We start from the raw sequence: 21,141 nt of genomic DNA, 5'->3' as shown, positions 1-21,141 counted from the left end.
TTTACCGTGTCAGCACCTTTTCCAAAGTGTACCCGCGATAGTCCAATTCCTGGAAACCTTGCTGGATGAAGAGGTTCATGGCCGCATGCCAGCCATGGGCCAGGTGGACGACCATCTGCACATACCCTTGCAGGGTGGCGTCGTTGATGAGGCGGCGAAGCAGCCATTTGCCGATATCCTGCTGTCGCCACGGGGCGTCAACATACAGGTCCGCCACGTAGGCCACCGACATGGAGCCGCCCCGGGGCTCATCCACCACGGCCCGAACCATGCGGGCCCGGCCCACCCAGTCGGTCCGCCGATATACCTGATAGGTGCGGTCCCGGGCATTGCCCTGGTAGACCAGGCTGAGGAGGGCCAGGGGCGTGACCTCTTCCAGGGGGCGAGCCAGGGGGCGGTAGAGGCAGTAATATCGTTCACAGAGTTGGAAACCCGCTGCCGTCAGGGCCCGCATATGGTGATGCCAGTTCCCCGGGAGGATACCGGCCCCGACCTGGAAAACCGGATACCCCGTGCTAATGTGGAAGGCCCTGACATAGCCCACCCCCTGGGTGCGCCAGAAGTGCTCGGCAGCCTCCAACAGGGCAGCAGCTACCTCGGTGGCCAGGGATGGATCCTGGGGCAGGGCCATGAAGCGAAGGAGCCCCAACGGTCGATATTCGGAGCGGGCCAGGCTCTCGCTGTCGTGGCCCACAGCCACATCCACAAAGCCGACCAGCTGGCGAGCCCGCCATGCGCCCAGTTGGCTCCGCTGGAGCCAGCGTACGGGGAAAACGGTGGGAGGATCGGGCGCCAGGATCTGCTCCACCACCGTGGCAGCCTCCAGGGCGGTACAATAGGGAGTCTGGGCCAGGTGGGACGCCAACAGGGGCAACAGCCGCTCCACGTCGCCCGCATCCACAGGGCGGATGGTCAACTCCGGTGCAAACGGGATCATTGGGGCATCCGGGCCATCAGGGTGGCCAACAACTCCTCCTGGTTGACCAGGCTGGGCAGCGCCAGGGTGCGGGCCTGCTCCAGGTCCAGCAGGCCGTTTTCCAACCGCGGGTGGTAGATGAGGGTGATGGAGCGATTCCAGCGGCCGTCCTGACTGACGCTGATCAGTTGCCGATACTCCACCGACGTGGGCGTCGCCAAGGGAGGGCGCAGGGTTACGCCGCCATCCTCCACCTGCACCCGACTCAACAAGGCGCGCAATGCCCAGGCCAGGACGGCCAGGGCGATCAGGAAGAAAAAGAGGATGGCCAGATCGAACCCGCGGCGCAGCTCCCAGGCGTAGAGGCCGGCCAGCAGGAATGCGCCGACGGCCCACAGTCGATATCGAGGATGGACAGTGTACACGGTGGTTGACATGGCCTTGCTCGTAGGTTCATCAGCCCAACAATGCGGACCAGCGGAACTCTCGCGGTTGGGGGGTGGGGGTCTGGGCCATGGCGATGGCGAAGTCGGCCAGGGCCTTCACCGCCCGGTGGAAGTAGGAGGGCGTCAGGTGGTTGATACCCAGGTCCGGCGCGGGGTTCATGAAGTCCACCACGTAGGGCTGGCCGTCCTGAATGGCAAATTCTACACAGTTGACGTCGTAGCCCAGGGCCTGGTTCAAGCGGTGGGCGATGGATCGGAGTTGCGCTTCCTGCTCGGCTGGTAAGGGGGACGCGTCGGTGAGGTAGGTGCGGGCTTCGGGATCATAGCGCAGGGGCAACACCTCTTCGGGACCGATACAGAGACAGCGCACATAGTCGGCATCCGTGATGTACTGCTGCACCATCATGCAGGCCTGGCCCGTTCGGTCGTAGGCCTGGATCAGCTCCTCCAGGCTGTCGACCCGGTACATGCGGGTCAGCCCCCCCTGCACATCCTTCAACACGGCAGGCAGGCCCACATAGGACACGATCTCCTGCCAGTTCAGGGGGTAGGCCAGGTTACGCAGGCTCTCGCCCGTCACCCCGGCGGGATATGCCTTCATGGGCAAGAGCACCGTCCTGGGGATGGTCACGCCCAGGGCATGGGCCAGGCTGGCCTGGAAGAATTTGTCATCCGCACTCCACCAGAAGGGGTTGTTGATCACGTACGCGCCCTGAAGCATGGCGTGTTTGAGGTAGGTGCGGTAGTAGGGCACTTCGTGGCTGATACGGTCAATGAGGACGGCGAACTCGCAGGCTGCGTCCATGCGGATGCCACCCAGCAGGACGAACTCGGCCACCACATCGGTCTCCCGGCTGTTCACCTCTTCCAAAAATGCCGGCGGAAAGCTCCATTCGCTGCCCACCAGGAGGCCGATTTTCTTGACCTGACTCATGGATGCGCCTGCCTATCTCTGGGCGCGCTGCCGTAGTTCATCCCAGTCCACGCCGAAACCGAAGCCGGCCTCTCCCTTTTCTGGATCCCGAAATTCCAGCACCAGGTCGAACTCCCGACGGTCGATCAGCTCCGGCGGTTGAGAAAGGCCCAGGGTCAGTTCCGCCACCACCCGGTATGTGGCCCCCGGCACCGGGTTGCGCATGTGGAGGGTGGTCTCGATACGCTGCTCGGTGCGGGAGAGGAAGAAGACGCTGTTGTTCTCGGTGCCATCCGGGTTGAGGACCCGTACCTCCACGTTGGGATGCTGATCCGGCACGGCGGTCAGCCAGATCCGGGTCCAGATCCGGGTCAGATCGGGATAGGGATAGAGCACCATCCGCTCGAAGCGGAGCGACTCATCTTCCTGAAAAAGGGGAATTTCCATCCAGCACTCACCGTTTCACAGTCACCGACGTTCGCTGCGCAATTTCGATTCGAGCCATGACTCGACCACACAAAGACCCCAGAGGCGCAGAGCACGCCGGGTTTTCTCTGAGCTCCCTCTGGACTTCAGCTGCCTCCTCTGCGTCTCCGCGGTGAAAACACCCTTTTTGCAGGGGAGCCAGCCATAAATTCAAAGCGGGAAGGCGTGGGAGTCGAACCCACCGCAGCCGGCTCTGCGCCGCCTGCCACTGATTTTGAAGACCAGGGCATCCACCGGGACACATGCCTTCCCGCCCACCATTGTACAGAATCCACCAGCCAGGAGCAAAAACAGGAGTCACTTTCCCCGGTTCAGCTCAGCCAGCGGGCCAGGACCCGTTGCCCTTCCGGCGAATAGAAATATTGGAAATGGTTGATGCCCAGGACTGCCTCCTGGTAGTTGGGCCAGCGGTCTGCCAGGGCACGGGCACTGGCCAGGGAAACCAACAGGTCGTTGTCGTCCTGAAAGAAGAGATCCAGGGCCACATCCACCCCCTTCATGACCTTGCTGGAAAACTTGCGCCAGTCCTGGAAGGAGGCCGAATTGTCGCCGATCTGGACGAAGTAGGGCACCGATGTGGGCGGCCGCGCAGGGTCATTGAGGGCCCGATAGAAGTCCGAATCGGGCTCCAGATCCAGGAGGCCCTGGGCTGATTCGCTCAGCCGGCCCAACAGCCAGTGGGCGATGAGTGCGGGTGGCACAGAGCCGGCCAGGTTGACCAGGATGTTGCCCAGCCAGGGCAGCAGCACCCGGGCCCGGGCCAGGGGGGAACCCGCGTTGGGCGGCCCGCCCATGAACACCCGATCCACGTAGGCCGCGCCTCCGTAAAGCTCCACCAGCGCCCGGGCTACCTGGGTGCCCATGCTGTGGGCGTAGATGTCCAGGTGGACGCCATCGTCCGGCCCAAAGCCCAGCCCCGTCAGGGCCTGGGCCAACAACTCGCCGTTACGGCGGATGCCCGTGCCAAAACTCTCGTAGTCATAGGTGAGGCAGAGGTCGTAGTTCCCGTTGTTCTGCACCCAACGCCAGACCTTCTCCACCAGCCAGCGGGAATCGCCGGTGAAGCCGTGGAGCATGAGGGCCACCCGGCGGGCCTGGCTCAATTCGTCGCCCCGGATCGGGTCGAAACGGGCCTGCTCCTGCTCCAGGGTGGCCCGACGGAGCCCGGCATCCGCGGGCAGATCCCCGGCGAAAATCTTGTAGAGGAACAGCCGGGCCGTGCGCTTGAGGTCGCGAGTATCCGCCTCTTCTTCCACCGGGGGCGGAAGCTGCTCCACCGTGACCGCCAGGCGCCGCTGTCCGCTGGAGGCAGACCGGCTCTGGACGGCGGCGGGTCGGCCGGCCAGGAAATAAAACTCACCATCGAAGGCCACCGGCACCAGGCCGGCCAGGCCGGGCTCGTCGTCCACCGTCAACTCCAGACGAAGGGGATGCTCCGGCGAAACCTGGGCCAGCCCGGCGCTCTCCGCGGCGATGGCCAGCACGGCCGGGGATGGATCGGTGGCCCGGGTGCCATCCCCCAGGGTCACCGGCCGGAAAAAGGCCGCGGCGGACGGATTGGCCAGGCCGGGGGGCAACTGGAGACCGGTTTTGCCTTCCAGGCCCCGGGTCGCCTGCTCCAGGCTGCTGATCCAGAGGGTGCCCTCCAGGCCGGCCGGCTTCTCCAGCACCAACTCCCGGGCCTCCGCCACAGTGATGCGGGTCTGCCCCGGGGGCAGGGCGCGGGACTGGGCAGCGGAGAGGACCGTCACCTCCAGTTGGGCCGTGGTCCAACTGTCGTCGGTGTCATCCAGGAGCAGCTCCGAGGCCCGGGTGCCGTCGTGCCGCATCCGGTTGAGCAGCCGGGCCAGGGCCGTGTTCCCCGCGGCACGAGTTCCGCCGCGGGTATCCGGTTCCTGCAGGCCGCCCATCTGCAGGACGTCGAAGGAGGTGGGCTCCCGGGTGGCAAGCACCTTGTAGATGGTCACCGCCTTCTCCTGCTGGGGATCGTCCAGGGTGAGCCGCAGGGGGATGGGTACCGCCTTGCCGGCGGCCACCGTCTGGTGGGGACGCGTCGGCGGATAGAGGCGCCGAATGGCGAAATCCGGCGTCAGCTCCAGGACCGCCAGGTAGAGGGTCTCGGGGGAACGGTTGGTGACGGTCAGGAGCAGGTTCTGGCCGGAGCGGATGACCGCCTCGTGGCCCTCGCCGCGGATGGGGGCCGGATCCACCGGGCGGTAGTTGCGGCCCAACTGGGTGAAGGTGACGGCATCCACCTGGACGGCACCGGCCAGGGCCGAATGGGCAGCCGGATTGTGCAGGAAGCGCACGTTCCGGTAGATGGCCAGGTGTTCCAGGGCAGCGGCGACCTGGCGGGCACCTTCAGGGGTGACAGGGAAAGCCGTCCGAACCAGGGGGGCACCTGCCGGGTCCAGGATCCAGTAGCGCCCCTCCCGGGAGACCACCTGGACCTCCGGCGCCGGTCCGGAAGCGTTCCGGGAGACCACCTGTAAGAAGGGAGAAGGCTGACCGTCGGCCAGGGTGGCGATGGCCTGGCGCACTGGCTCCGCATCCACCCCCACGATGTAGCTTGCCTCGCCGGGACCCCAGGCTGTGACGCGAACCCGACTGGCCGGCTCCACCGGCACAGCCCGATCCAGCCGGGCCCAGGCGTGGGCGACCTTGACCTCTTCCACCAGGGCAGTCGCCAGGGGTTCCCCCTCCAGGGTGCTGGCCGGTGGATAGATGGCCAGCCGGCTGCCGGGCGTGAGCCCCACGGCCGCCCCTCCGTTCACCTGGATGTAGTCCGTGCCCTCCACCTGGGTCACCAACAGATAACGCTCCACCACCCGCCCCAGGCCGCCAAAGATAGTGAGGTGGCCTGGCCCCTCCAGTTGCGGCGACTGGGACGGATAGATGGCCCGCACCTGGGTCTGCACCCGGTCATGCAGGTCGGCCCAGGTCATGTCCGGATGGAGGTTGGCCAGGGCGTTGTGGAAGAAGTAGCTGGTGACCCCCTGCCACTGGCCGGTGGTGGGTACCTGGTACTCGTGGCTGAGCTCTTCGTCCCGGCAACCGGCCAACAAGAGGTGATTGCCCAGGGGCACCCACCCGCTGGGCGACCGGGTGCCTCGGGTACCGCTGCCAGGGGTCAGCCCGGGGAGCAGGGTTTCGAAGGGCCGTTCTCGCAGGTCCGGCGGGCACTGGCGCACCCGGGGGGCCGACTCGGACGGCGCCAGGCGGGTCCCGCTGCCCGAATGGCAGCAGTCCAGGAAGACGGTGACCTGGGCGCCCCGCTGCTCCACCTCCCGGATCAGGGCCGCCAGTTCCTTGTCGATGATGTCGTAGACGCCCGGGGTGCGGCTGTCGTGGGCGACCAGGGTTTCGTCGTAGCCATCCGGTTCATTGGGGTCGATGCTGCGGGCCTGGGAGCCGTGGCCGCTGTAGTGGAAAAAGGCGTGATCGCCGGGGCCGGCCTGGCTCAGATGGGTGCGCCAACCCTGGATGATATTCTCCCGGGTGGCCAGTCGTTCCGGGGGCTCACGCCCGTCCATCCGGGCCGTGAGCAGGCGGATATGCGCCTCCGGCACACCGAACTGTTGCACCAGCAGGCTGTACGTGCCCTCCACATCTGCGACACATCCCCGCAGGTGGGGCGCCTGGCTGGGATTGGCATATCGGTCAATACCGACTAAGAGCGCATAAATCTGATTGGCCATGCAAGCCTCCTGGGCGATTGGTGAAGGGGTAAGCCGGTCACAGTGGTAGATCCCAGCAGAAGTTTGACGCCGCCGTGCCGTCGCACATCCCGATCGTATCAAATGGGTGGTCTCTGGCGTATTCAGACTATGGAAACCGACAGCAGTACAGTCTGGCGTACATACCACGGCAGAAATTCCGGGTGCCCTCTGGGCGCACTCCCTCCGGTGGAAACTATCGACGAATTTCTGCCGGAATTTACCGGATTATTATAACACAGCTGTTCTGGCAGAATCCTGGATTCCTGCCAGGGATGAATCAGCTCCATTTGCCGAAACCCCAGCCGTTCGCTAGAATGCCTTATGTTGTGTGCGGGTCATGTTGTAAGAATGTTTTTCGAGCAAGGATTCATGTCAGACAGGAGTGACCGAGGTATCTTCATGTCGAGAGTAAAACGCCTGACCCGGCAGCGCACCCTCTGGAGTGCCTGCCTCATCCTCGTGGTCCTGCTGGTCGGTGCCTGTCAGCCGGTCACCCCGGAGGCAGCCGCCCCGACCGCCGTCGTCACTGCCACGCCCACGCCGACCCAGGGGCTCGCCCCGGTGGATCCCCTGGCGCCAGAACAGGCAGCGCCCCCGGTCCGCCTGCGCATCCCGGAAATCGGGCTGGATGTGTCGGTAGTCCCCATGGGCTGGAAGGTTGTCCGTACTGCGCAGGGGCGGGTAACCCAGTGGGATGTGCCCACGGATGCGGCTGGCTGGGCCATCAACAGTGCGCCGGCCGGCGCGGCCGGCAACACCATCATCGTCGGTGTCCAGAACGGGGAACAGCCCGTCTTCGCCCCCCTGGCCCTGGGCAATGTGGCTGTCGGCCAGGAGATCCTGGTGACCGACGCGGACGGCATCACCTTTGCCTATCGAGTGGAGGAAGTCTCGGAGCCCATCCCCATCACCGGGGCCACCCCGGAAGAGGCCCAGCAGGCAGCGGCCTACTTTGCCGCCAGCGACAGCCCGCGCCTCACCCTGATGACCGGCTGGCCTGATTTCACCACCACCCATCGAATCTTCGTGGTGGCTTCCTTCGTCGGTGTCCTTCAGGAGTAGAGTGGCAAGTCACCTATGCAGCAACCCGTTGGTTCGATTCCTGCCCCGGAGGGCTGTTCCCTTCGCTGTTCGATCATTGTGCCGGTCTACAACGGCGCATCGGTGATCACCCGCTGTCTGGATGCCCTGGCCGCCCAGACGATACCGCCCGACCGCTACGAGATCATCGTCGTGGATGACGGCTCCAGGGATGACACAGCAGAGCAGGTGAACGAGTGGATGGCCCGCCACCCCGGTCGCCCCATCCGCCTGCTCCGCCAGGAGAACGCCGGGCCGGCGGCCGCCCGAAATCACGGAGCCCGGATGGCCCAGGCGCCCATCCTGCTCTTCACCGATGCCGACTGCGCGCCCATGCCCGACTGGGTGGAAACCATGCTGGCCGCCTTTGAGGATCCGGAGGTAGTGGGCGTCAAAGGCGCGTATCTCACCGATCAGCGGGGGCTGGTGCCCCGCTTCGTCCAGGCCGAATACGAGGACCGCTACGACCGCATGCGGGGTCTGGCCCAGATCGACTTCATCGACACCTACTCGGCCGGCTACCGGCGAGAGATCTTCCTGGAGAACGGCGGCTTCGACCCCATCTTCACCACTGCCAGCGTCGAGGACCAGGAATTCAGCTTTCGCCTGGCCCAAAAGGGATACCGGCTGGTTTTTGAACCCCGGGCCCGGGTCCGCCATCTCCACGACAGCGACCTGGGGGAGTATGCACGCCGCAAGTATTTTATTGGCTTCTGGAAGGCGCTGCTAACCCGATGGCATCCGGAGCGGATGGTCCAGGACAGCCACACGCCCCAGGTGCTCAAGATCCAGATTGTGCTGGCGGGCCTCTTTCTGGCCTGCCTGCCCCTGGCCCTCTTGGGCCTGGCCTGGCCGCCCCTGCGCTGGTTTGGCGGGGCGCTGGTTCTGGTGGCGCTGCTGTTTCTGGCCACGGCCCTGCCCTTTCTGGCCAAGCTGGCCCGCCACTCCTGGCTCCTGGCCCTGGTGGGGATCCCCATGCTGGTCACCCGGGCTGTGGCCCTGGGTGCCGGCTACCTGCTGGGCACCATCCATTTCGCCGGCACGGTTCCCGGCGCCCGGCAGCCGGTCATCCCGGGCTGGAAGCGGCTGTGCAAGCGCATCATTGACATCGTGGGGGCGCTGATCGGCCTGGCCTTCTCCATTCCCCTGGTGGCCATCGCTGCCCTGGCCATCAAGCTGGATTCGCCGGGGCCGGTCTTCTACTGCCAGACTCGCATCGGTGAGAACGGTCGGCCCTTCCGCATGTTCAAACTGCGCAGCATGGTCCAGGATGCCGACCAGCAGCTGGAAAAGCTGGTGGACCTGAACCAACTGCGGGAACCGGTCTTCAAGCTGGCCAACGACCCCCGGGTGACTCGGGTGGGGCGCATCCTGCGCCGCACCAGTCTGGATGAAACGCCCCAATTCTACAATGTCCTCATCGGCGACATGAGCCTGGTGGGGCCCCGGCCCGAGGAGGCCCGCATCGTGGCCCTCTACGACGACCGGTTCCGGCGCCGGCTGGCCGTGAAACCGGGCATGACCGGCCCCATGCAGATCAACGGCCGGGGCGACCTCACCTTGAGTGAACGACTGGAACTGGAACTGGAATACATCGACAACTACAGCCTGTTGCGCGATTTTGTCATCATCTTCCGCACCTTTCCGGCCATCTGGCGCGGCAACGGTGCCTACTGACAGAAATTCATCCGCGCAGTCACGGGTGAAACCCAGATGATTCGAACCGTATGGAGGCGCAAGACCCATGCAAGTCCACCAGAAGAACGCAGTGCAGAAGGGGAACCTGGTCCGCCGCCTGGGCCGCCATTGGCTGGTGTTGACCGTCGCCGGCCTGGCCATCCTGGTCCTGATTGTGGGCACGCCGGCCTGGGCTGCACCCGTGGCCGCCCCCCTGAATCAGACGGTCCCTCGCCCCACGCCCACCCTGTCCGGCGAGCCGGTGCCCACCGCCACGCCCCGCCCCTCCCAGCCCGATGAGGACGACGAGGAAGAGCAGGCGCCGGCACCGTCCCAGCCGGCCGATGAAGAACCCGCCGGCGAAAATGATCTGTCTGAGCTGTTTGCACCGACCCAAGCGGAAGCCCTGAAGGCCCGCGTCACGGTGACGCTCCTGAACGTGCGCGCCGGCCCGGGCACCAATCATCCCATCCTGGGCCAGGTGCGGCTGAATGACGAACTGACGGTCCTCGCCCGCAACACAGACAGCAGTTGGTGGTACATCTGCTGCGTGACAGGCACCGACCAGGAAGGGTGGGTCAGTGCTCAACTGGTCGAGCCCCTGTTTGACCGCAGCCAGTCCATGGATCTGCTGCCGCTCTTCGGGGAGGCGCAGCCGGTGGCTGTGGCGACGCCGGCCGCGACGCCCACCCCCCAAACCGCGGCCCTGGCCCTGACCATGAGCCAGTCCCCGGCGTTCGTCTGGCAGGGGCAGACCCTGACGCTCCAGTTGACGGTCACCAACACCAGTAACGTGGACGCGGTACGGGTGGAGCTGAGCGACGAGCTGCCGCCCATGCTCACCTTTGTGGACGCCAGTGTCTCGGAGGGTGGGCAGCTCACCCATGAGACCACGGCCCAGGGGACCGACGCGTTCGTTATCACCTGGCCACGCCTGGCCGCCGGAGCCAGCGCCTCGGCTACGGTCACCGTCACCGTGGCGCCAGACCTGCCCGACGGCAGCGTCTTTGACAACCTGGCTGCCGCCGTGGCCCGGAACGCGCCCAGCGTGACGGCCGCGCTCACCATCGGCCTGCCCCCGGCCGACCTGCCCTTTGCGCCTTGAGCCAGGCCGTTCCTGAGCCTCCATGTCCCGGCAGATCCACCGGTGGGAGGGCCCATCCACTTCCGGCATGGGGCCTTCTCCCGCCGGGATGACAGGACGGCAGGGCCGATGGGGCTTTCCCCCGGAGATTTGGCTACACTTTGGGGTGCCCACCGGCCTTGCCGTCCTGTTTTATGCCCTGGCTGCCGCGCCGGATCTGACCTGGGCCCATCACGGCGCCGATGGCGGAGAATTGTTGGCCGCGGCGGTCAGCAACGGGGTGCCCCACCCACCGGGCTATCCCCTCTACATCCTCCTGCTCCAGGGATGGCTGGCACTGGGCCAGGGGCTGTGCCCGGGCTGTGGGCTGGCGTGGCTGGGCAATCTCCTGAGCGCCGTCTGTGCCGGCCTGAGTGTAGGGGTGACCGTGGTCACCGTCCGTCAGCTGCTGGCCGAACGTAGCGATGGGAGCTGGCTGGCCTGGGTGGCCGGAGGTGCGTGGGCCATTAGCCCGCTGCTGTGGAGCCAGGCCGTCATTACCGAGGTCTACGGGCTGCACGCCCTGCTGATGGCGCTGTTGGGGTGGGCCACCCTGACAGGCCATCACCGGGCCCGCTACCTGATCCCCCTGGTGGCCCTGGGGGTCGCCCACCACCTGACCTTTCTCCTGCTGCTGCCGGCAGCGCTCTATGGCTGGTGGCGTTTCCGCCCTGGGGAATCGGCGCCCGGTGTCTCGCTGCAGGTGCTGGTGATGGGTGGCCTGTTGGGCGCGCTCCTCTACCTGCGCATCCCCCTGGCAGCCGGCGCCGCGGGAGGGCCGCCACCGGTCAACTGGGGGTACGCGGATAACTGGTCCGGCTTTTGGTGGCTGGTCAGCGGCGCCGCCTACCGGTCCTATCTGTTGGATATGCCGCTATCCGGGCTGTTGGGGCGGCTGGCCACCTGGGCCTACACCCTGACCAGCCAGTTCACGCCGCTGGGCCTGGCCCTGGCGCTGGTGGGATTGGCCCAGTGGGATCAGAGGTGGCCAGAGGGACGTACTTTTGGCCTGCTCTGGATGTTGCCGGTCAGCCTCTATGCCATGGCCTACAACACCGTAGACAGCGACATCTACCTGCTGCCGGTCATCTGGCTAGAGGCCATCTGGCTGGCCAGAGGGCTGGCCGTGGCCATCGACTGGGTCAACAATAGGGCGGAAAAGACGGGATACCTGCGCCGTCTGCCAGGACGAGCAGCGAGCTGGCTGGTGGGCCTTTGTCTGGCCGGCCTGGTGGCCCTGGCTGGGGTACGCTGGCCGGCGCTGGCCCTTCGCCAGGACTGGGCGGCCGTCTACTATCTGCACCAGGTTCAGGCGGTGTTGACACCCCAAAGCCTGGTGATCAGCAACGGCGACGCGGAAACATTCGCCCTCTGGTATGGTGCATGGGCCAGCGGCGAACTGCTCCAAAACGCCCCGGATGTGGTCCTGGTCAATTATGCCCTTTACCAATATCCGTGGTATCGTCGATTGTTACAAGATTTATATCCCGACGTGCCCGCCCTGGGGCAGTCGTGGGACACGTTGCTGACGGCCAACCGGCCAATCCGCGCCATCTATTTCAGCGAACCCCTTCCCATCGTGCCGGAGGATACGCTGGCAGCCAGGGGACCCTTGTGGTGGGACGTGACGTCCCGAGCTGAGTGAATCGATTTCCGCCGTGATATTTACGCCAGAGTGAATCAATGGTGACCATGGGCATGCAAAGCACCAAGATCATGAGATCTTCTCCCACGCTGTTTCCGTTTCGTTTCCGGTTTCGCCTCCGGCGCCTGACCGGAAGCCACCCCCAGAGGAACGCTCACTTCCGCCTGTTGTTGCGCCTCTTCGTGCTGACCCTGCTGCTGGTGGTGGCCTACAAGGGCATGCGCGCGGCCTTCTACGGCGTAGCCGCCTATCAGGATGTGGTCGAACTTCAGACACTGCGCACCCGTTCCCTGACCCCAGCCGAGAAGCTGGGGCAGGCGGAGCGCCAACTGGCCAGCCTGTCCACCGTCATGGCCGGGTTGGATCAGGAACTGGATATCTTCTACCCGCTCCTGCGGATGGCCAGGCCGCTGCCAGGCTACGGGCCTGCCCTGGCGGCGGGGCCGGAGCTGGTGGGCATGGGCATCGACCTCCTGGCCGTGGCCCGGGACGCGCTGACCCTCGCGCCGACCCAGCTGGCCGCGGCGGTGGACCACGGCGACGCCGCCGCCCTGCTGGCCCTCCTGGAGGCCCTGTCGCACCAGGATCCGACCCTGGCCGGTCGACTGGCCCAGGTGGAAGCCCGGCTGGATCAACTGCCCATAGGCAGCTTCCCACCGGCGCTCGCCGGTCCCCTGGGCAACCTGCAGGCCGTCTTACAACTGGCCACGCCAGCCCTGCGCTCGGCCCCGGTACTCCCCCAAATGTTGGGATTTCAGGGAGCGCGGACCTACCTCATCCTGGTGCAGAACAACCATGAGCTGCGGGCTACCGGCGGCTTTCTGAGCGGCATCGGCACCCTCCGCCTGGAAAATGGCGCCATCACCCATCTGGAATTTGTGGACAGCTACGACATTGGTCGGGACGATGTGGAACACCCCTGGGCGCCGCCTCCCATGCAGCGTTACATGGGCATTGATCTGCTCTTCCTGCGGGATGCCAACTGGTCGCCCGACCTGCCCACCACGGCCCAACTGGCCCGGGCCATCTACCAGCAGGACACTGGCAACCTGGTGGACGGGGTGATCACCCTGGACCTGCGCGCGGTTCAGCTCCTGGTGGGCGCGCTGGAGCCCCTGACGGTGCCGGCAGCAGCAGAACCGCTGACCGCGGATAATGTGGTGGATCAGATCAAGGAATTTTGGAATCGGCCGCCGGAATCGGAGGCCACCCTCCAGGGGGGGCAATTCTGGGAGTGGTGGGAACGGCGCAAGGACTTCATGCCCATGTTGGCCCAGGCCTTCCTGGACAAGCTCCAGCGGGGCCAGTTCGATTTCCTGAAGCTGGCCAACGCCCTGTATACGGCCCTGGACGAACGGGCCATCCAGATCTGGGTGGAGGAACCCATCCTGGCGGCCGAGCTGGCCCGCATGGACTGGGACGGCGGCCTGCGTCCGCCGGCGCAGGGGGATTTCCTAGCCCTGGTCGACACCAACATGGGATACAACAAAGTGGACGCCGTGGTTCGCCGGGAAGTCCAATACACGGTCAGCTGGCCTGCAACGGCGGGTGAGCCCCCCCTGGCCCAGGCGGTGATCACCTATGAGCATCCCCTGGCTGTGCCGGGGCATCAGTGCGACAACACGCCCCGCTATGGCTCGGGCTACGACGACATGTTGCGGCGCTGCTATTTCAACTATGTGCGGCTGTATGTGCCGGCGGGCAGCGAGCTGCTGGAGGTGGAAGGCGTGGAGACCGATTCAGTGGTCAGTCAGCGGGGCGAGAACAACACCCAGCTCTTCGCCGGCTACTTCGTCATGTTGCCGGGCAGCCGTCACACGGTCACCTTCACCTACCGGCTGCCTCCGGACCTGACGCCGGAAAACTACACCCTGGCCATTCGTCGCCAGGCTGGGTCGCCCCCCCTGCCCGTCACCATCCAGGTGGACGGCCAGAAGACGATCGTCACCGTAACCCGGGGGCGCTACACCTGGCCGGCGCCCGGAGCAAAAGAGCGCTCCCTCATCCGCGCCCCTCGCGGAGGCTGACCACCCGTTCCCACAACCGCGGCAGCAGTTGGCCGCTGGTTCCCCGCAGGGAAACATGCGCCACAGGGGTGATGGCCGTCGCCTGGGTGTTGATCTCAATCACCCGGGCGCCGGCCTCCCTGGCGACCTGCGGGAACAGGGCCGCGGGATAGACCTCGCCGCTGGTGCCCACCACCAACATCACGTCACACCGCTCCAGGGCCTGCCAGGCTGCGTCCAACACGGCCGGGGGCAGATTTTCCCCAAACCAGACCACATCAGGGCGGATCCAGCCACCACACCAGGAGCAACGAGGGGGCAAAGGGGCCTTCCGCTCCTGGGGCTGAAGCTCGTGGAGGCGGCCGCAATCGTTACAGCGGAAACGGGCGAGACAGCCGTGGAGGTGGTAGACGCGCTGGCTGCCGGCCCGTTCGTGGAGCTCGTCCACGTTTTGGGTAAAGAGGACAAAAGTGGGCAAGAGCTGTTCCAGCCGGGCCAGTGCCCGATGCCCCGGGTTTGGGATCGCGGCTTCGGCCATGGCCAACCGGTCCATGTACCAGCGCCAGACTCGTCCCGGATCTGTGGCAAAACCCTCCTGGGACGCCAACTGGGCCGGGTCGAAGCGCGCCCAGAGGCCCGTCCGGGCGTCCCGAAAGGTGGGCACGCCGGACTCCGCGCTCACCCCTGCGCCGGTCAGACAGAAGGTGTGATTCGCGGCCGCCAGTTGCCTGGCGGCCTGTTCAATCAAGTCGTGATCCATCTGCCCAGGTTTGGCAGCCCTTAAGCCCCAAAGCGCTTCAGCCGGCCGGCGTGGGCCATGGCCTGGGGGAGGAGGGTCGTGGCGTGGAAGACGCCCAGGTGGCCGCTGGCGCAGGCTCGCTCGCCGAAGCGCTGGACCTGATCGGGCATGGCGGTGGGGCTCCAGAGCAGGGTGGGCACCGGATGCCAGCTATGGCTGCGCAGCCGGGCGGGGGTGCTGTGATCGCCGGTGACGATGAGTGCCCCGGGCTCCAGCTCCAGGATGCGGGGGATGACCGCGTCCACCGCTTCGATTTCGTGGACCTTGGCCTGGAAATTGCCGTCTTCGCCGTAGCTGTCCGTCTTCTTCACATGGATGAAGAAGAAATCGTAGTCGTTCCAGATCCGGGCCAGGGCATCCACCTCATGCTCAGGCCGGTCTCCCTCGAACTCGATCACCTCCATGCCCACCAGGGAAGCCACGCCCCGATACATGGGGTAGACCGCGATGGCGGCGGCCCGCATGCCGTAGATATTCGGGAAGCGAGGCAGACCTGGATCCTTGGCCAGGCCCCGCAGGTTCAGGCTGTTGGCCCGGGGTTCATCAGCCAGGGCAGCCCGGGCCTTCTCCACCCATTGGTTCACCAGCTCAGCAGTTCGCTTCCCCTCGGGCGTGCCGCTTTCGTCGGTGACGGGCAATGGCTTTTTGCCCGTTTCCAGGGGATCGGTCTCGGTAAGCTGGCCACCGAGCCCTTCTCCCCGGATGACCAGGACGAAACGATGTTCCTTGACCGGCTTCACAAAGACCTCATAGCCGGGCAGGGCGTCGCCGGTAGCGGCCTGGAGCTTTTCGCACAGGCGTATACACTCCTCGGTGCTGATACGGCCGGCCCGCCGATCCACGATCACGCCGTCGGCGTCGGCAGTGGCAAAGTTGCCCCGGGCGGCCAGGTCGTTGGGCGTGAGGGGAAAGCCGATGCCCAGTGCCTCCAGCACGCCACGCCCGATCTCGTAGCGGACAGGGTCATAGCTGAAGAGGCTCAGGTGGGCAGGGCCGCTCCCGGGCTCGATGCCGGGGCGGATGGGCACGCTGAGGCCCGTGCTGCCCTCTGCGGCCAGGCGATCCAGGTTGGGGGTATTGGCAGCCTCCAGCTCGGTGGGGCCGCCCGGCTCCATGGGCAGGCCACCCAGGCCATCCATGACCAGGAGGACAATTTTGCCGCCTGGCTGCTGCAGGTCCTTCATCATGTCATGCTCGGTAAAAACGATCATCGATAGCTCCTTATAATGCCCTTGCGTCAATCGCTATCTTTGCGCTTGTTCATAGGCTTCCCTGCGGAAACGCGGGTCAGCCCTCATTGTAACAGAAAAACAGCCGGGCCAGCATCTGCCGGCCCGGCTGTTTCAGTGCTTTGCTCTGTCGGAATTAACCCGCCAGAGAGACCTCGGTCTTGGGATCGAAGATGTGGGCGTTGCTCATGTTGATGGCCATCTCCAGCTCCTCGCCGGGGTGAGCCTGGACACGAGGATCGACCCGGGCGATGAACTGCTTGTTGTCCTTGGTTACCATGTACAGGAAGATCTCGTTGCCCATCAACTCGGTCACATCCACCGTGGCCCGAATGTCGGACTCCAGGATGCCCGGTGGCACGAAGGGCTTGGCATGGATGTCCTCGGGGCGGATGCCAAAGATGACCTCACGGCCCTTGAACTGGCGCCACTCCTTGGCCTTCTCCTCCGGCACCTCCACCCGGAAGCCACCGGTATTCACCTCCAGCTTGCCATCGGTCTCCACCAGGGTGGCATCGAAGAAGTTCATGCTGGGGCTGCCGATGAAGCCGGCCACGAAGACATTGTGGGGGTGATCGTAGAGGTGCTGCGGCGTGTCAATCTGCTGCAGGATGCCGTCCTTCATGACCGCAATGCGGGAGGCCATGGTCATGGCTTCCACCTGGTCGTGGGTCACGTAGATGAAGGTGGTGGCCAGGCGCTGGTGCAGGCGGGTGAGCTGGGCACGGGTCTGGACCCGCAGCTTGGCATCCAGGTTGGAGAGGGGCTCGTCGAAGAGGAAGACCGCAGGTTCACGGACGATGGCCCGCCCCACGGCGACACGCTGGCGCTGACCACCCGAGAGCTGCTTGGGCTTGCGATCCAGCAGGTGCCCGATGTCCAGGATTTCGGCCGCTTCCTTCACCCGGCGGTCAATCTCGGACTTGGGGGTCTTGCGCAGCTTGAGGCCGAAGGCCATGTTGTCGTACACGCTCATGTGCGGATAGAGCGCGTAGCTCTGGAACACCATGGCGATGTCCCGATCCTTCGGGGGCACATCGTTCACGATGCGGTCGCCGATCATGATGTTGCCTTCGCTGATTTCTTCCAGGCCCGCCAGGAGGCGCAGGCTGGTCGTTTTGCCACACCCCGAAGGACCGACGAAGACCAGGAATTCCTTGTCTTCGATGTGAACGTTGAGGTCGTTCACCGCAACCACGTCGCCAAAACGCTTGTAGACATGATCGTAAGTTACACTGGCCATTTAGTTTTTTCTCCTTTGGGCGAACACGAAAGAATTTGAACAGAATAGTTTTGCTTGCATGGCGTCTGCCATGTGGGGTGTGACTAGATGACAGTATATCACAACCTATTTTCCCTTGGCAACCTCCTTTTTTAGGGCGTCATACCCCGTTCTGGGACATTTTTCCCCAATTTTGTCCGATACCAAAACCAACCGGTAGAGGGCCAGCCCAGGGGCCGGCCCTCTGGCCGCTCCTCAACTGAAAAAGCGCAGCTTCCGCCAGGCCGCGTTGGGATCAATGCTCTGTCGGAACTCCGCATGGGCCTGGGCCACCAGCTCCGGCTGGGTCAACAGGTCCACAGCCGTCATGGCCATGGCCTTGGCCGCCCGTAACAGGGCCTGGTTTCCCCGCTCGCTGGCCGCAGCCTGGGCAAACTCGGGCGTGTGGGCGGCGATGCCTGGATCCGCGATGACCACGTAGGGGTGAATGGCCGGCACCAGCTGGCTGACGTTGCCCATATCGCTGGAACCCATCCGTTCGTTGGGTGAGGGCTCCTCCACCTTTTCGCCCAGCCGGGAGATGTTTTCTTCAAACAGACGGGCCAGGGTCGGGTTGGCGATGCGGTTGGCGTAGTGGGTCAGATGGGTGTACTTGAGCTCCGCGCCGGCAGCCAGAGCGCCGGCCTGGGCGCACCGGATGACCTTCTCCACCACCTGGAAAGAGGTGTCCGAATCCGCGGCCCGGACGCTGAACTCGGCAGCGGCATATTCGGGCACAATGTTGGGCGCCTCACCGCCGTGGGTGATGATGCCGTGGATGCGGACGTCCGGCGTCAGGTGCTGGCGCAGGGCATTAATGTTGTTGAAGGTCTGAATACAGGCATCCAGAGCGTTGATCCCCTTGTCGGGCGCGGCTGCGGCGTGGGCCGATTTGCCGAAGAACTCAAAACGCAACTTGTTGGAGGCCAGCGTGCCCCGGGTGGTCATGGCTTTGGTGCCGGGGTGGACCATCATAGCCGCGTCCAGGCCGTCGAAAACGCCCCGCTCCGCCATGATCACCTTACCGCCGCCCCGCTCCTCCGCCGGCGTGCCGATGAGCTTGATGGTGCCGGGAATCTCATCCCGAATGGCCTGCAGAGCCAGGGCAGCGCCGGTGGCGGCCGTGCCAATGATGTTGTGGCCACAGGCGTGTCCCAAACCGGGCAGGGCGTCATACTCCGCAATGAAGGCGATGGCCGGGCGCTCTGGCTTCCCCCGGCTGGTGGCGACGAAGGCGGTCTCCAGGCCTGCGACGCCCCGTTTCACCTGAAAGCCGTGGGCTTCGGCTGTGTCGGCCAGGAGGGCCATGGACTGATACTCTTCAAAGGCGACTTCGGGATTGGCATGGAGAGTCTGGCTGATCTGGATCAGCCGATCGGCGATCTCGTCCAGGTATTCCTGGACACGGGCTTTCAGTTCCTCGGTTTTGTGGGCGTTCACGATGGTCAATAACTCCGTCGATTCGAGCTAGCGCAGCCGGCGGGGATCCAGGGCATCCCGCAGGCCGTCGCCAATGTAGTTGATGGAGATCACGGTCAGGAAGATCATCAGGCCGGGGAAGACGGCCATCCACCAGTTTCCCTTGCGCATCTCGTCCTGGGCGCCATTGAGCATGTTACCCCAGGTTGGGGTCGGCGGCTGGACGCCGAAGCCCAGAAAGCTCAGGCCGGATTCTGAGATGATGGTGGCGGCCACTAAGAGGGTCGCGGCCACGATGATGGGCGTGGCCGTGTTGGGCAGGACGTGAAAGAAGACGATGCGCAGATTCCGCACGCCCAGGGTGCGCGCTGCTTCCACAAACTCCTTTTCCTTCAGGCTCAAGAACTGTCCCCGAACCAGACGGGCCACACCGGTCCACGAAAGCAGCCCCAAGATCAGCACAATCCCTCCCACCCCGCCATTGGCCTTCAGCAAGGGCACGTCCAGATTGCGCAAGAGTAGGGTCATGAGAATCAGCATGAAGAGCCTGGGGAGGGCGATGAAGAGATCGGTCAGGCGCATGAGCACATTATCCACGGCGCCGCCGTAGTAGCCGGCTATGGCGCCCACGGTCGTGCCGATGGAGATCCCCACCAGGGTGGCCAGCAGGCCAATGGTGAGAGAAAAGCGACCGCCATAGAGCAACCGGGTCAGCATGTCCCGGCCCAGGGTATCGGTTCCCATGGGATGGGCCAGGCTCGGAGGCTGACGTCGCTCTCGCATGCTGCTCTTCTCAGGGTCGTAGGGGCTGACAACCGAGACGAAGGTGGAACCCAGGATCAGGAGAAGGAGGATAACCGTGCCCACCAGGGCCATACGATGGCGACGGAACTGGTTCCAAACCAGGCTACGGGCGGAGCGTTCTTGAAAATGGGCAGCCTGAAGGGTCAATGAACCCGAAGGGTTGACAGTAGTCTGCATCCCACGTCCTCAATCAACTGGATCCGTTTGGATCTTCCGAACAAAATACCAGGTCAACAAGCGAATATGAACGGTAGCAACGGCTGGCGACTACAGCTCGGCGCCAATAGATCACCGGATGCTGGCCGTGCATAGCATGTAGGTCACGTATCCTTGCGTGACAGAGGTGAAGGCACCCCTGTCCGGCCTCTCGGCCGGACCTACGGTGGGGGACATGAACCCGTCTACGCACCACCGGCTCTCTGGGCGCATTTACGCCCCTCGCTACTACTCGTAGCGTACCCGGGGATCCAGGAACGCATAGACAATGTCCGCCAGCAGGTTAAAGAGGATGATCAGCACGGCGTTAATCATCACGATTCCCATGAGCAAGGGGAAGTCCACCCGCTGGGCGGAGCGAAAGAAGAGGCGCCCCATGCCGGGCCACGAGAAGATGGTCTCGGTGAAGAGGGCGCCGCCAAAGAGGCTGGGCAGATCCAGGGCCATGATGGTGACCACCGGTGTGATGGCGTTTTTGATGGCGTGGCGCCAGATGATCTTGCCTTCGGGAAGCCCTTTGGCTCGGGCGGTACGCACGTAGTCCAGGTGGATCACCTCCAGCATCTGCCCCCGCATGTAGCGGGTGTAGGTGCCTGCGCCGAAGAGGGCCAGCATGGTCACCGGCAGGATCATGTGCTGAATGCGCTGGGCCAGGGTGGGATGATCCACGCCATAGGGGGCCATGCCACCGCCAGGCATCAACGGCGCGCAATCCCGGCAGTCCAGGAAATGGGACCAGGCAAAGCCGGCAGAAGGGCTGACCGGATTTTTGAGGATCACGTTGAAGACGATGATCAGGATCAGGCCAAACCAAAAAATGGGGATGGCCTGCCCCACAAAGGCGAAAAAGGTGGCCACGTGATCAAAAAGGGAGTACTGCTTGATGGCCGAAAGGATGCCGATGGGAATGGCGATCAGCAGGGTGACCACAAAAGAAACCAGCATCAACTGCAGCGTGTTGGGCAGCCGTTCGCCGATCTCGGTCAGCACAGGCCGCCGGGTCGCGTTGCTGTAGCCCCAATCCCCCACGATGATGCGGCTGGCCCAGGCCAGATAGCGCTCGTGGACCGGCTTATTCAATCCCAACTGCTCTTCCAGCCGGGCCAGATCTTCGGCCGTCAGGTTGGGGTTTTCCTCGAAGGCAGACATGGGGCCGCCCGGCGCCAGGGAGATCATGCCGAAAACCAGCATGCTGATCACCACCAGCAACGGAATGGCCTGCACAAGACGACGAATGATATACGCGGTCATCCTACACCTGGTAAACAGTAGCTCAGCAGAGAGTGGTTCAGTAGCCGGTAGTCAGTAGTCGGTAAGAAGGGTACGACGGCAAAATGAAGCAGAGCGACAAACGAACAGGTACGGGGAGTTCCGGCAGGGCATCCCGGCCATTGGGGAGCGG

The 21,141-nt window shown here is 64.6% G+C and carries 16 protein-coding genes and 1 tRNA gene; 5 read left to right on the top strand and 12 right to left on the bottom strand.

Features of this window, described 5'->3' with window-relative positions:
* Window position 1 precedes the first annotated feature (1 nt).
* From FKZ61_RS15780 to FKZ61_RS15755, 6 genes are all read right to left on the bottom strand, one after another.
* Window positions 2–937 carry a GNAT family N-acetyltransferase gene (locus tag FKZ61_RS15780; protein ID WP_141611092.1) on the bottom strand — a complete coding sequence of 312 codons (936 nt, stop codon included), beginning with the start codon at window positions 935–937 and terminating at the stop codon, window positions 2–4.
* The gene (locus tag FKZ61_RS15775) at window positions 934–1,353 is read right to left on the bottom strand and encodes a hypothetical protein (RefSeq protein ID WP_141611091.1); all 420 of its coding nucleotides are present in this window, start codon (window positions 1,351–1,353) and stop codon (window positions 934–936) included. Before FKZ61_RS15775 ends, FKZ61_RS15780 begins: the two co-directional genes overlap by 4 nt.
* A gap of 19 nt (window positions 1,354–1,372) precedes the next feature.
* Window positions 1,373–2,296, bottom strand: coding sequence for an ATP-grasp domain-containing protein (locus FKZ61_RS15770; RefSeq protein ID WP_141611090.1), 924 nt, complete (start codon window positions 2,294–2,296; stop codon window positions 1,373–1,375).
* Between the two features lie 12 nt (window positions 2,297–2,308).
* Window positions 2,309–2,722, bottom strand: coding sequence for a hypothetical protein (locus FKZ61_RS15765; RefSeq protein ID WP_141611089.1), 414 nt, complete (start codon window positions 2,720–2,722; stop codon window positions 2,309–2,311).
* Between the two features lie 194 nt (window positions 2,723–2,916).
* A tRNA-Sec gene (locus FKZ61_RS15760) sits at window positions 2,917–3,013 on the bottom strand.
* A gap of 59 nt (window positions 3,014–3,072) precedes the next feature.
* Window positions 3,073–6,459 (bottom strand): caspase family protein, encoded by a 3,387-nt coding sequence (locus FKZ61_RS15755; protein ID WP_141611088.1) that lies wholly within the window; start codon window positions 6,457–6,459, stop codon window positions 3,073–3,075.
* 420 nt (window positions 6,460–6,879) lie between these two features.
* Here FKZ61_RS15755 and FKZ61_RS15750 point away from each other — a divergent pair, with 420 nt between their 5' ends.
* From FKZ61_RS15750 to FKZ61_RS15730, 5 genes are all read left to right on the top strand, one after another.
* Window positions 6,880–7,542 (top strand): class F sortase, encoded by a 663-nt coding sequence (locus FKZ61_RS15750; RefSeq protein ID WP_141611087.1) that lies wholly within the window; start codon window positions 6,880–6,882, stop codon window positions 7,540–7,542.
* A gap of 15 nt (window positions 7,543–7,557) precedes the next feature.
* Window positions 7,558–9,237, top strand: a complete 1,680-nt coding sequence (locus tag FKZ61_RS15745; protein ID WP_141611086.1) for a sugar transferase — start codon at window positions 7,558–7,560, stop codon at window positions 9,235–9,237.
* A 67-nt stretch (window positions 9,238–9,304) separates the two neighbouring features.
* Window positions 9,305–10,342 (top strand): SH3 domain-containing protein, encoded by a 1,038-nt coding sequence (locus FKZ61_RS15740; protein ID WP_141611085.1) that lies wholly within the window; start codon window positions 9,305–9,307, stop codon window positions 10,340–10,342.
* 88 nt (window positions 10,343–10,430) lie between these two features.
* The gene (locus FKZ61_RS15735; RefSeq protein ID WP_229964282.1) at window positions 10,431–12,005 is read left to right on the top strand and encodes a protein O-mannosyl-transferase family; all 1,575 of its coding nucleotides are present in this window, start codon (window positions 10,431–10,433) and stop codon (window positions 12,003–12,005) included.
* Between the two features lie 71 nt (window positions 12,006–12,076).
* The gene (locus FKZ61_RS15730; protein ID WP_170199813.1) at window positions 12,077–14,032 is read left to right on the top strand and encodes a DUF4012 domain-containing protein; all 1,956 of its coding nucleotides are present in this window, start codon (window positions 12,077–12,079) and stop codon (window positions 14,030–14,032) included.
* Here the strand turns inward: FKZ61_RS15730 and FKZ61_RS15725 are convergent.
* The 6 genes from FKZ61_RS15725 to FKZ61_RS15700 all read right to left on the bottom strand — a co-directional run bounded on the left by FKZ61_RS15725 (window position 14,007) and on the right by FKZ61_RS15700 (window position 20,990).
* Window positions 14,007–14,771, bottom strand: coding sequence for an SIR2 family NAD-dependent protein deacylase (locus FKZ61_RS15725; protein WP_141611082.1), 765 nt, complete (start codon window positions 14,769–14,771; stop codon window positions 14,007–14,009). The two genes, FKZ61_RS15730 and FKZ61_RS15725, sit on opposite strands and share 26 nt — an antisense overlap.
* A gap of 20 nt (window positions 14,772–14,791) precedes the next feature.
* Entirely contained in the window at window positions 14,792–16,021 is a 1,230-nt protein-coding gene (locus FKZ61_RS15720; protein WP_141611081.1) for a 2,3-bisphosphoglycerate-independent phosphoglycerate mutase, read from the bottom strand.
* A 154-nt stretch (window positions 16,022–16,175) separates the two neighbouring features.
* Complete coding sequence (locus FKZ61_RS15715) at window positions 16,176–17,282, bottom strand: ABC transporter ATP-binding protein (RefSeq protein WP_141611080.1); 1,107 nt, start codon at window positions 17,280–17,282, stop codon at window positions 16,176–16,178.
* A gap of 234 nt (window positions 17,283–17,516) precedes the next feature.
* On the bottom strand, window positions 17,517–18,740 hold the full coding sequence (locus FKZ61_RS15710; protein ID WP_211358589.1) for a M20 family metallopeptidase: 1,224 nt from the start codon (window positions 18,738–18,740) through the stop codon (window positions 17,517–17,519).
* Between the two features lie 27 nt (window positions 18,741–18,767).
* The gene (opp4C, locus tag FKZ61_RS15705) at window positions 18,768–19,700 is read right to left on the bottom strand and encodes an oligopeptide ABC transporter permease (protein ID WP_141611079.1); all 933 of its coding nucleotides are present in this window, start codon (window positions 19,698–19,700) and stop codon (window positions 18,768–18,770) included.
* A 267-nt stretch (window positions 19,701–19,967) separates the two neighbouring features.
* A complete protein-coding gene (locus FKZ61_RS15700) occupies window positions 19,968–20,990 on the bottom strand; it encodes an ABC transporter permease (RefSeq protein WP_141611078.1) in 1,023 nt (340 codons plus the stop codon).
* Window positions 20,991–21,141: the final 151 nt, after the last annotated feature.

The sequence above is a fragment of the Litorilinea aerophila genome (assembly GCF_006569185.2).
In the GTDB taxonomy this organism is placed as follows: Bacteria; Chloroflexota; Anaerolineae; order Caldilineales; family Caldilineaceae; genus Litorilinea; species Litorilinea aerophila.
Note: the sequence above shows the minus strand (reverse complement) of the source record. Positions and strands in the feature narration are given on the sequence as shown.